The 11,391-nt window shown below is 54.0% G+C and carries 10 protein-coding genes; 3 read left to right on the top strand and 7 right to left on the bottom strand.

Annotation, left to right across the window (positions count from 1 at the left end):
- Nucleotides 1-23: 23 nt before the first annotated feature.
- Nucleotides 24-560, bottom strand: coding sequence for a DUF4124 domain-containing protein (locus tag ABYK60_RS06910; protein WP_372871227.1), 537 nt, complete (start codon nucleotides 558-560; stop codon nucleotides 24-26).
- Nucleotides 561-649: 89 nt separating this feature from the next.
- Nucleotides 650-958 carry a pyrimidine/purine nucleoside phosphorylase gene (locus ABYK60_RS06915; protein ID WP_372871228.1) on the bottom strand — a complete coding sequence of 103 codons (309 nt, stop codon included), beginning with the start codon at nucleotides 956-958 and terminating at the stop codon, nucleotides 650-652.
- A gap of 189 nt (nucleotides 959-1,147) precedes the next feature.
- On the opposite strand from ABYK60_RS06915, the gene ABYK60_RS06920 reads away from it, so the two are divergent.
- Nucleotides 1,148-2,695, top strand: coding sequence for an AbgT family transporter (locus ABYK60_RS06920; RefSeq protein ID WP_372871230.1), 1,548 nt, complete (start codon nucleotides 1,148-1,150; stop codon nucleotides 2,693-2,695).
- Between the two features lie 326 nt (nucleotides 2,696-3,021).
- Here ABYK60_RS06920 and ovoA read toward each other — a convergent pair whose 3' ends face one another.
- The 4 genes from ovoA to ABYK60_RS06940 all read right to left on the bottom strand — a co-directional run bounded on the left by ovoA (nucleotide 3,022) and on the right by ABYK60_RS06940 (nucleotide 7,214).
- A complete protein-coding gene (ovoA, locus tag ABYK60_RS06925; RefSeq protein ID WP_372871232.1) occupies nucleotides 3,022-5,151 on the bottom strand; it encodes a 5-histidylcysteine sulfoxide synthase in 2,130 nt (709 codons plus the stop codon).
- A 289-nt stretch (nucleotides 5,152-5,440) separates the two neighbouring features.
- On the bottom strand, nucleotides 5,441-6,067 hold the full coding sequence (locus ABYK60_RS06930; protein WP_372871233.1) for a Type 1 glutamine amidotransferase-like domain-containing protein: 627 nt from the start codon (nucleotides 6,065-6,067) through the stop codon (nucleotides 5,441-5,443).
- A 31-nt stretch (nucleotides 6,068-6,098) separates the two neighbouring features.
- On the bottom strand, nucleotides 6,099-6,692 hold the full coding sequence (locus ABYK60_RS06935) for a zf-TFIIB domain-containing protein (protein ID WP_372871234.1): 594 nt from the start codon (nucleotides 6,690-6,692) through the stop codon (nucleotides 6,099-6,101).
- Between the two features lie 57 nt (nucleotides 6,693-6,749).
- Nucleotides 6,750-7,214 (bottom strand): Lrp/AsnC family transcriptional regulator, encoded by a 465-nt coding sequence (locus tag ABYK60_RS06940; protein ID WP_372871235.1) that lies wholly within the window; start codon nucleotides 7,212-7,214, stop codon nucleotides 6,750-6,752.
- 165 nt (nucleotides 7,215-7,379) lie between these two features.
- Between ABYK60_RS06940 and ABYK60_RS06945 the strand changes: the two genes are divergently transcribed.
- Together ABYK60_RS06945 and ABYK60_RS06950 are read left to right on the top strand one after the other, a co-directional pair.
- Nucleotides 7,380-8,558 carry a monodechloroaminopyrrolnitrin synthase PrnB family protein gene (locus tag ABYK60_RS06945; RefSeq protein WP_372871236.1) on the top strand — a complete coding sequence of 393 codons (1,179 nt, stop codon included), beginning with the start codon at nucleotides 7,380-7,382 and terminating at the stop codon, nucleotides 8,556-8,558.
- A 3-nt stretch (nucleotides 8,559-8,561) separates the two neighbouring features.
- Nucleotides 8,562-9,674 (top strand): aminotransferase class V-fold PLP-dependent enzyme, encoded by a 1,113-nt coding sequence (locus tag ABYK60_RS06950; RefSeq protein ID WP_372871237.1) that lies wholly within the window; start codon nucleotides 8,562-8,564, stop codon nucleotides 9,672-9,674.
- A 116-nt stretch (nucleotides 9,675-9,790) separates the two neighbouring features.
- On the opposite strand, the gene glnA is transcribed toward ABYK60_RS06950, so the two are convergent.
- Nucleotides 9,791-11,200 (bottom strand): glutamate--ammonia ligase, encoded by a 1,410-nt coding sequence (gene glnA, locus ABYK60_RS06955; protein WP_372871238.1) that lies wholly within the window; start codon nucleotides 11,198-11,200, stop codon nucleotides 9,791-9,793.
- Between the last annotated feature and the right edge of the window lie 191 nt (nucleotides 11,201-11,391).

Consider the following 11,391-nt stretch of genomic DNA (forward strand, 5'->3'; position numbering starts at 1 on the left):
TTGTTATTTTTATTATTTTTGCTTCAGTTGCCCGAAAGTGGAACCGCCTTGGGTTGCTGCAGCACGCTGGTGCGGTGCAAAAACAGGGTTCTGGGTTTACTGGATGCAATCACTTTGCCATTCCTGGCTATCAGCTGAACTTCAATGCTGTGTTCGCCTCTGTCTATGCCTTTGACATTAAAGAAAGGAACCTCCATGGCGTCATTCCAGACCTTGCCGTCTATACGCAGTACCCACAGGGCATTGGCTGGCGGCTCAGGGGTGATACTGGCACTGACATTGAAGTCGCCGTCATTGTTGCGGATGGTTTCATCCTGTTCGGGCGACAATATGCTGATTTGGTATTCGATAGCTTCAGGCTTATCGTCGTTACGGGGTGGGGCGGCGGGAACCTCCAGACGAATTTGATTGGCTGAGGTTTCTTTCAGATCAACCACTTCGGCATTTTCCTGTGGCTTATCGCTGTAATGGACCTTGCCATCCTTATCGACCCATTTGTATACGGCGGCCTGAGCATTCAGGCACAGGGCGAGCAGGGCAAGCAGAGAAAGCTGTTTCATCGTCGGTATCCCTTGGGTAAGTCTTGGCTAAAGATAGCGCTTTTTGCGCGGAAAATCATGGGTTTCAGATCTTCCGCGCCCTGGATTTATTACAGGTAGCTGCACAGGTATTCGGACACTTCCCCGGTGCGAATTGAGAAGCTGACATCGGCATCCAAATCAAAGGCGCTGCCTTCCCCATAGGGCTTCCACTCGCTTGCGCCCGGCAACAGTACCTCAAACTGGCCACTCAGAACCTGTATCTTTTCCGGTTGGGTGGTGGAAAACACATATTCTCCCGGTAATACCACACCCAGGGTTTGTTTTTCGCCGCCCACATAAATGGCCCGGCTGGTAACCTTGCCATCAAAATATACGTTGGCTTTAAGTGCGACATTTACGTGTTCCAGAACCTTCATGAGTTGACTCCTGCTAGTTGTTTTTTACGAATATAAAGATGAAGCAGCACGGGAGCCAATGAAAAAATTTGTGGCCCCTTACTCTGGCTGTGTGGCTTGTGTATCCGCTGATCATTCCTTAAGTTGTAATTCATCGCCGTGGCATAGGATGGCTGGTTTCATAAAACAATAAAGCAGGGGAGCAAGGGCATGAACACAACGAGCGCCGCCAACGGTGGGGGTCTGTTAAGCAAATTTTTAAATGGCATCGAAAAGGCAGGCAATAAGCTGCCGGATCCGGCGGTGATATTTTTAATGGCCATGATGCTGATTTGGCTTTTGTCGGCGCTGTTTTCCCGCTTTGAGTTCAGCGCCATTGACCCCCGCACCGGCGAAGCCATTGTGGTGCATAACCTGCTGACCGGTGATTCGCTGGCGGGCTTCCTCGCCAATATGGTGAAAACCTTCACCTCCTTTGCGCCGCTGGGGGTGGTGCTGGTGGCCATGCTCGGCGTGGGCGTGGCCGAACATTCGGGCTTTATCAATACCGGCCTGAAAATGATGCTGAAGGTGACGCCGGCCAGGCTGCTCACCCCGTCTATTATTCTGATTGCCATCGTCAGCCACACCGCCACGGATGCTGGCTATGTGCTGGTTATCCCACTTGCCGGAGTGATTTTTTACGCCATGGGGCGTCATCCACTGGCGGGCATTGCCGCGGCCTTTGCCGGAGTCTCCGGCGGCTTTGGTGCCAACTTTGTGCCCTCGGGGCTGGATCCCCTGCTGCAAAGCTTTACCCAGAGCGCGGCGCAAATCATCGACCCGGAAATCGCCATCAACCCACTGAATAACTGGTTTTTTGCCTCGGCATCGAGCCTGCTGATTGTGCTGCTGGGCTGGTATCTCACCGACAAGGTGATTGAGCCGCGTCTGGCGAATACCCCAATTGATGGTGATACCTCCAACCTGCCGAGGTTTGACGAGGCAGGTCCGCGCGAGAAGCGGGGCTTTTTGCTGGCGGTCGCCGTGATGGTGGCTGGACTGGTGCTCCTGTATCTGGCGGCAAGTCCGGCGGATTCTCCGTTAAGAGCCAAGAGTGGTAATTTGTCTGACTTCAGCGCCCCCCTGATGCAGTCGATAGTGCCGCTGATTTTCCTGCTGTTTTGGATCCCCGGCGCCGTGTACGGCTTCTATGTGGGCACCTTCAAAAAGAGCAAGGACATGATAGATGCCATGTCCAAGTCCATGGGCAGCATGGCCTATTACATCGTGATGGCCTTCTTCTGCGCGCTCTTTATTGCCGCTTTCAGCCAGTCCAATCTGGGGGCTTTGCTGGCCATTGAAGGGGCTGAGGTGCTTAAGGCATTGGCGCTGCCAAGTGCGGTGACCATTGTCGGCATTATTTTCCTCACCGCCTTTGTGAACCTGTTTGTGGGTTCAAGCTCGGCCAAGTGGGCGCTGCTGGGGCCGATTTTTGTGCCCATGCTGATGCAGCTCAATATCTCCCCCGACCTGACCCAGGCGGCCTACCGGGTGGGCGACTCAGGCTCTAACATCATCACCCCACTGATGCCTTACTTCCCGCTGGTGGTGGTGTATTGCCAGAAGTATGTGAAAAACACCGGCATTGGCACCCTGATTGCCATGATGCTGCCGTTCTCGGTGGTATTCCTGGTGGGCTGGACCGCCTTCCTGCTGCTCTACTGGACCCTGGGCTTCCCGCTGGGTCTGCAGGCAAGCTACACCTACGGTCTGTAGGCTACGTAAGCTAGGGAAGGTGCGAATAAGTCCCGTGCTTGCTCTGCGTGTGCTTAAAGTGGATAGATGCAAGGCACAGTTTGCAGCGAATGGCCCTAGTCCTTCGCAAGAACTGTAACGTAGCAGATACCGCTTTAAGCCGCGCCCTGCGGGGCTTTGATAGCAACACCATTTCGGCGTTATTCAACTTCAGCAGACCCCGGCATGCCCTCAGTTGAATGCCTTGAACTGTCGCTGGTATCAAAGCCAGAGCTGTGCGACGACTTGTTCGCACCTTCCCTAATAAAAACGCCCGCAATTGCGGGCGTTTGTCTATCTGCAGAAACTTACAGGCGTTTGCGCCAGATACTCATCTCCGACAGGCTGTGCTGGAACTTACGTTTTGTCTCGCGAATGACGAAGGGCACTTCCTTTACCGCCACCAGTTCGAAGTGCGGGATCAATGTCTCTGTCAGGCCATCGAGGGTGGTAAAGTTTTCACCGTTCACCTTGATACCGCCAAGCCAATTGGCCTTCGGTGTGTAGTCTTCAAGCCAGGTGTAAGGTGAGGCAATCACCAGATACCCCCCTGCATTGATGCGGCTGTGAATTTGCTCAAGGAAGGCCTTGGGCTCATTCAGTCTGTCGATAAGGTTGGAGGCGTACACCAAATCATAGCCGCTGAAGCGCGGTTTTAAGTTAAGGGCATCACCCTGCAGGAAGTCGATTTTGTGCTTCACCTCGTTGTAGCCGAGGCTTACGAGCGAGGCGGTGCGGTATTCCACCAGCTCGCCTTCGGTGCGAATGGTGTAGCGTTTCTCGCCCTGCTCTTTTAGGGCATAGGCCTGCTGGATAAAACGGGCGGAGAAATCGACGGCATCCACGGCATCAAAATAGCGCGCCAGCTCAAAACTGGCCCGGCCCACGGAGCAGCCGATGTCGAGTGCCCTGGCGTGGCGCTCAAGGTTTATTTCGGCCAGCGCTTCCTGCACACCTTTGACGCAGAAGTTGGCCACGCCGAAGTACTCGCGGCCGTAATGGAATTCCAGATACTGGGAGATCAGTTCATCTGTTTCATACACATTCACCTTCACGCCCTCATCCGGTGATTGGCTGGACTCCACGTAGCGGAAGCCGGCATGTTGATAGAAGTGACGGCGAAACGCATAGCGCGAGGCGGCGATGGCTTCGTTGCCGGTGGAAATCCAGCTACCGCCCTTGATGAGGTTGTGCTTGCCATCAAAGGTCGGGGTGGAGAAGTCATCATACAGCGGGTGCACTGCAAAGCCCGGGAAGCCGTCGATTGGTGTTTCCGTCCATTGCCACACATTGCCCGCCAGGTCGAAAAATCGCCCCTGACGGAAGCGGTTCACCGGGCAGGAAGAGGCGTAGTGGGTCAGATTAAGGTTACCCGGCACTTCGCGCCATGCAGGGGCTGTGCCTATGGCGGTCATATCGCCTTCAAGCTCGCGCCTTAGCCAATACCACTGCGCCTCGGTGGGCAGACGGATACTGCGCTCAGTAGTCGCCGCCTTCCAGTTACAAAACGCCTTGGCTTCCAGCTGGTTTACTTCCACCGGCCAATTGAGTGGCAGCGGGATTTCACTGCAGAGGTTGCGCTGATACCAGCGGCCGTCAATGTGGCGCCAAAAGCGCGGCATATTGGCGTTGGTGTATTCACGCCAGGCGTTGCCTTCGTCGCTCCACCACTTTGGCTCCTTGTAGCCACCGGCCTTAACAAAGGCCATAAACTCGCCGTTGGACACCAGTTTTTCGCTGGCGCGAAAATCGCTGATGTGGTGATGGCTACGGCCGTATTCGTTATCCCAGCCGTAGGATAGATCTTCATCGGCTTTGCCAAGGCTGATATCACCGCCTTTGACCTGTATCAGCGGGTTATCGGGCGCCTCGCCATAATCCCGACACTCGGGCCACTGCATTGAAGGCGTCAGATCTTCAAGGGGCAACTGGCGGATAATTACCGAGGAGGTTTCGAGGTGAATGCGCTCGTGTTCAATGCCCATCAATATGGCCCAGGCCAGGCTGCTTTGGCCGATGGGCAGTTCCAGCGGCATGGTGTCGATAAGACTTTCAATCAGGGCACGCACCGCATTGCGGTAAGTGCGCACCTCATCCACCTGCGGCCAGTCGTAATGGGCGTCGTTCAGGTCATCCCATGACATTTCATCCACGCCAATGGCAAACATGGACTCGAAATGGTCGTTAATACGCTCGTCTATGTATTTGCCCAACTTGAGCTTATTGATAAAAAAGGTGGCGGTGTGGCCGAAGTAGAAAATCAGTGGATGGCGCAGTGGCTCGGCCTTTTTAAAATAGGCATCGTCGTTGGAAATCAGCGCAAACAGGGATTGATACTGAGCCCAGCTGTTTTGGAAATAGGCTTTGATTTCAGCGCGTTTGCTGTGGATGTCTGTGCCGTTAAGGCTTGGCGTAGGCAGAGCGGTAAAAGGTTCCATTGCGTGTCTTGTCCCTCAGGAAGCATGAATGCCTGTAAAGGCGCTGCTGATGATACGGGCGGAATTAGAGTCAGGATCACTGCATCAGACCCGCGAGGGGGCAAATTGCTTTCAGCTTAATCACAGTGTTCATCTGCATCACTGGCGGATTGATGGCCTGAGTCGCTGCCTCCCCAGTCGCTGTCAGGCACACAGCATCAAATCTGTTAGCTGATGGATGAGTTTCAGCTCTTGCGGATGCAGCCAAATACAGTTAGAAAAACGGACAAGCCAGAGGCTTACCGCTGCTTTATTTAGGTTGTAGTCTTATCGGATTGCCTGTTTCAGTGATTTCACCATCCGCCACTTCGATAACGTCGTTATCATCCATCAGGTACAGGTTGCCGGGCAGGCCGTCGACCTCCAGCCGCTGTGCCATGGCATCCTTGTCGGTCACGTGAACCAGCAGGTGAAAGGGCACCAGATCCAGTCCTTTGGTTACCTGGAATGGTACTACTGCTTCGTCGCCGCAATAGGCTGCCGTGGCGATATCCGGTGTCATCAGAATCGCGCCGGCACTGACACCAACAAGATGTCCACCCGCTTCCACAAAGGCCTGCAAACGGGAGATTAGACCGCTTGCACCAAGATGGTGCAGGTATTCAAAGGTGTTGCCGCCGCACAGATGAATGATGTCACACTCGAACAGCGGATCGTAGAGTTCACAGTCGGGGCCGTGAATGGGCTCAGCAAAGGCTATGATTTCAGCCCCCAGACTGTCATACAACTCGACCACGGGGGCGAAGTACTCCCGGGTAGGGTCGGCACTTGAGGCGAGATAGCCGACGCTGGGGCTGGACCCAATGCCGGCAAGCCATTGTTTAAGCTTGCCCTGTACCCCAGGGGCCCGGGTATCACTCATCAAAAACAGCGACATCAGTAACTCCTTTTGCAGTTTCTGGGCGACTTCAGCGGCTGGCGCTGTAGGGGTCGTCCGTCAACAGGTACTGTTTCAATTCGACCTTGTTGGGCTGAGCACTTAGCCAGGCCCGAATCCGTTTGAGTTCGGCGTAGGTGTCGTCACCAAACTTGTTGCGATAGTGCTCGGCGAAATTATGCTGGGTCTGGCTTTGGCGTAATCGATTTTGCCATTCCTGAGTGACCAGCAGGTTAAGACAACTGGCGAGCCCCATGGATTTGAGCAGTGGCCATTCGCCTTTGTCGAGCCAGACACCGCCCACAGCGGCGCTGTAGTCGAGCCTGTGGTCTGTGTCTGTGCTGATTTTTAGTTTGCGCATCAGGGTGTGGCTCATGGGGCAAAACAGCGCCATGGGGCTGTCTTCGCTTTCTTCAATAGCGGTGACCGGGGCAAATTCGGTATCCGGGTGCAGGGCTTTCCAGGAAACAAAATCATCGATAAGTACCCAGTGACCGCCGCAATGATTGCAACGGTGGGCGTTAAAGAGGTCGTCGAGCCGGGTGGGAACCAGGCTTCCGCGTTTACAGGCGCTGCAGTGCATCATCAATCCTTTGTGAAATCCTTTATGAACAGTAGCCTTCATACTGATGGCTTGCCCGGGAGATCCCAGCCTAGGGGATTTTATATTTCAGCTCAAGTGTCACTCCAATGGCAATGCTGTGCGGCTGAAGGTTTGTTTAAGTACCAGAGTCGACTCTATCCCAGCGATGCCGGGTAGGCCTCCGAGCGATTTTTTAACAAATCGTTCGTAGGCTAAAAGATCCCTTGCCACGATTTTGAGCAGGTAATCGTGGCTGCCTGTGATTACCGAACACTCCATCACTTCCGGCAGCAGGGCAACGGCTGTTTCGAAGCGCTCGGCGGCCTTGTCGGAGTTTTCCGATAGCCTCAGCGACGCGTAAACAATGACATCAAAACCAGCTTTGCGATGGTCGAGTTGGGCGCTGTAGCCGGTGATGTAGCCTTCCTGTTCCAAACGGCGGATACGCCGCAGGCAGGGGGTGTCTGACAGGCCCACTGAGGCAGCAAGCTCGGTCACACTCTGGCGACCCTGTTGTTGCAGAGCGGCGAGGATGGCGCTGTCTTTCTTATCGAGTGCAGTCATTTTTGGTTATTTTCAACAATTTTTTGCCTGTTGCTGTCGAGTATCGCTCAATGTGGCAGCTTTGTCCCTTGGGTTTGGTGAAAAAACCTCCTGCCCCTGTGCTAGGCTGTTCGCAACTGTGGCTGTACCTTTTGCAGCATAGAAAGTGTCTGGAGAAAGATAACAATGAAGCACATGACGCTGAACGTGGAAGCCTTTGATGAATGGCTGAGAACCCGTTTTGTTGAATTGAATAATCAGCTTGAAGCCCTTTACTGGTTGCAGACCGATCGCGCCAATGTACAGGGGGTTGGCGAAGACCTTAAACAGCAACTGGAAAGTGAAGGCCGCAGGCATATCGCAGCGTTGCTGGAAGAAGGTAACACCGATGAAGGTTTTGATGCGGCCTTCGACCTGCTGGGCAACGTAGGGTTGTATATGGCGGCCTGTCGGCGCCATGAAATTACTGAGCCTTCGCGGGAAACCCATTCGCCACTGGTGGAGGCTTCGGCGCTGGCTATGCACATTGGTGCTTCCATTGGCGTGACACCGCGCTTCGCCACGGCTCACCTCACCACCCACAATATGGCCCGCGGCGGCAAGTACAAGCGCTTTACTGACTTGGATGACGAGCGCTTATTTGTGGATTACAACACCAAGGGTATTCTGGCCTATAAGCGAGCCGCCGACGCGCTGCTGAAAATCCTGCCGTTGGGAGTGTCCCATCCCATCACTGCGGATCTGCTCAAGGTGGCCCGCCAGGCATTGCAGGATGTAATGGATTCCAATTCGACCCTGTTCCATGAGCTGGATACCGACCGTTTCTTTTACTGTGTGAGACCTTATTACAAGCCGTACCGCGTGGGCAGTCAGGTGTATCGTGGTGCCAATGCCGGTGATTTTGCCGGTATCAACGTTATCGATATGCTGCTGGGTCTGTGCCATGCCAATGAGCAGTCCTACTCGCAGATGCTGGTGGATAAGTTCCTGTACATGATGCCGGAAGATCAGGCGATTCTGCGTGACTGCATGCGCCGCACCAGTTTGATGGAGCATTTCCTGCGAGCCACGGGCAGCCACAAGGACGCCTGGTATCAGGAGAATGTGCGGCTGTTCCTCGAGGTATGTGAGCTGCACGGCCAAACCGCTATCCAGCATCATGATCAGTTGGTAAAAAAATATATATCCGAGCCTTCAGTCAATATGGAGCAGCAGCATATGGCCAAGGTCACCGCCAGTGGCCCGCCGCTGCATGTGCTGATTGGGGCGCTGGAGAAGCTCAGGGACCGCCGAGCCGCCATCAGGCGCAGCGATATCCGCACCGCATGGAATGACATTGCCTGCCTTAAGGCCAGCCTGGATTAAGCCATGGATTACAAATCGCAGTTTTATTTGCCGGATGGCAGCTATCTTTTGAACCACTCGGTTGGCAGACCAATCAAGGTCGCCAGGGAAGGTTTTGAGCGGGACTTCTGGCAACCCTGGTGTGCCAGTGGGCGTGAACCCTGGGGAGATTGGCTTGGCGGTATTGACCGTTTTCGCTCGGCGCTGGCAAGCCTGTTTGATGGCCACAAAGACGATTTTTGCCCTCAGACCAACTTGTCATCGGCGCTGACCAAGCTGCTGATGTCGCATCCACGCCTTGGTCGTTCCGGCGCCAGGGTGCTGATGTGTGAGGAAGACTTCCCATCCATGGGCTTTGCACTGCAAAAAGCGCTGCCCGAGGCAAAGCTGAGTTTTATCCCCCAGGGGGCGGATATCACCGATGCCAATGTATGGCAGCAGCATATTAATGCCGGACTGGATCTGGTGTTTATCAGCCATGCTTTTTCCAATCTGGGAGCGCTGGCACCTGTAACTGAGTTGGTGCCTTATTGCCGTGAGCTTGGAGTGATGACTCTGGTAGATGTGGCACAGTCGGCAGGAGTGGTGCCTTTATCACTTGCGACGCTTTGCCCTGATTTTATGATTGGCTCGTCGGTTAAGTGGCTTTGCGGCGGTCCGGGTGCGGCTTATCTGTGGGTAAACCCCAAGCGCATTAGCGAGTGTGAGCCTGTGGATGTGGGCTGGTTCTCCCATGAAAACCCGTTTGAATTTGATATTCATCACTTCAAAAGCCATCCAACGGCGCTGAAGTTCTGGGGGGGAACTCCCTCGGTGGCGCCTTTTGTACTGGCGTCTCACAGTATCGACTGGTTTGCCGCACTTGGCAGCGAACAGGTTAGAGCACATAACCAGGCTTTAGTTTCAAGGCTTTATGATGGGTTGCACCAATATGGTGCGAATGACTTTGCAACAGAATGCCGCAGTGGTACCGCGATTCTTGATTTTGGCGATAAGAATGATGTGGTAATGGCAGGGCTTGCTGAAGCCAGCATCAGTGTGGATAAACGCCGTTATGGGCTCAGGGTGTCGCCCCACCTGTATAATGACGCCGGCGATATTGGGCGCTTCATTGAATGTGTGAGGGCTTGTCTCTAGCTATCCGCTGGGTGCTCTACTGATTAGCTGTCTTAACCTGTACCCAAAAATAAACGCCCCGGATTAAATCCGGGGCGTTTTTCTTTTTCACCGGTTACCCGGCGTCCTGTAGGGTATTACAGGCTGTAATAGAGTTCGAATTCCAGTGGGTGAGTAGTGCGGTTTACACGCTCAGCCTCAGCCTTCTTGAGGCTGATGTAGGAATCGATAAAGTCGTTGCAGAATACACCGCCCTTGGTCAGGAACTCACGGTCAGCATCCAGGGCAGCCAGCGCCACGTCCAGAGACTCGGCAACCTGTGGGATCTCTGCCGCTTCTTCAGCTGGCAGATCGTACAGGTCTTTGTCCATGGCATCGCCAGGGTGGATCTTGTTCTGGATACCGTCCAGACCGGCCATCAGCAGTGCAGCAAAGGCCAGGTATGGGTTAGCAGTCGGATCTGGGAAGCGGGTCTCGATACGACGGCCTTTAGGGCTTGGAACCACTGGGATACGGATTGAAGCAGAGCGGTTACGGGCAGAGTAAGCCAGCATTACCGGGGCTTCAAAGTGTGGAACCAGACGCTTGTAAGAGTTGGTGCTTGGGTTGGTGAAAGCGTTCAGGGCGCGGGCGTGCTTGATGATACCGCCGATATAGTACAGGGCAGTTTCAGACAGTCCGCCGTACTTGTCGCCGGCAAACAGGTTTACGCCATCTTTGGCCAGAGACTGGTGAACGTGCATACCAGAGCCGTTGTCGCCAACGATTGGCTTGGGCATGAAGGTGGCAGTCTTGCCGTAGGCGTGAGCCATGTTGTGCACCACGTACTTCAGGATCTGAATTTCGTCGGCTTTCTTGGTCAGGGTGTTGAAACGGGTAGCGATTTCGTTCTGACCGGCAGTGGCCACTTCGTGGTGGTGAGCTTCAACTACCTGACCCATTTCTTCCAGTACCAGACACATGGCAGAGCGCAGATCCTGAGAAGAGTCAACCGGAGCAACCGGGAAGTAACCGCCTTTCACGAATGGACGGTGACCGGTGTTGCCTTCTTCGTAGCTGGTGCCTGAGTTCCAGGCGGCTTCTTTGGCGTCGATTTTCACGAAGGTACCGCTCATATCGGTGCCGAAACGTACGTCGTCAAACAGGAAGAATTCTGGCTCTGGACCTACCAACACAGTGTCGGCGATGCCGGTGGAGCACAGGTACTCTTCTGCTTTTTTGGCGATAGAGCGTGGGTCACGGTTGTAGCCGCTCATGGTGGCGGGTTCGAGGATGTCACAGCGGATCAGCGCTGTGGTTTCTTCGGTGAAAGGATCCAGCACGAAAGTGCTTGGGTCTGGCATCAACACCATGTCTGATTCGTTGATGCCTTTCCAGCCAGCGATGGAGGAACCGTCGAACATTTTACCGTCTTCAAAGAAATCGGCGTCAACCTGGTGAGTAGGGATAGACACGTGCTGTTCTTTACCCTTGGTATCGGTAAAGCGCAGATCCACGAATTTCACTTCCAGGTCTTTCAACTGCTTCAACACATTTTCAACTGACATGTTCGAGTCTCCGGGTAGGGTAAAGGGTGAGCCCTTATTCAATAATTTGTTTGTCGCTGCAACGGATTTCACGGCTGCATCGAAACGTGGCACAGATAAAGCCAGTAATGTGCCAACATTTTAAGTCATTGATATAAAAGAATCTGAGAGGAATTTTTAGGCGGAATATTTTGAGTTCTGCACTATTGTGG

Origin of the sequence: Shewanella sp. (assembly GCF_041630135.1) — a bacterium.
GTDB lineage: Bacteria > Pseudomonadota > Gammaproteobacteria > Enterobacterales > Shewanellaceae > Shewanella.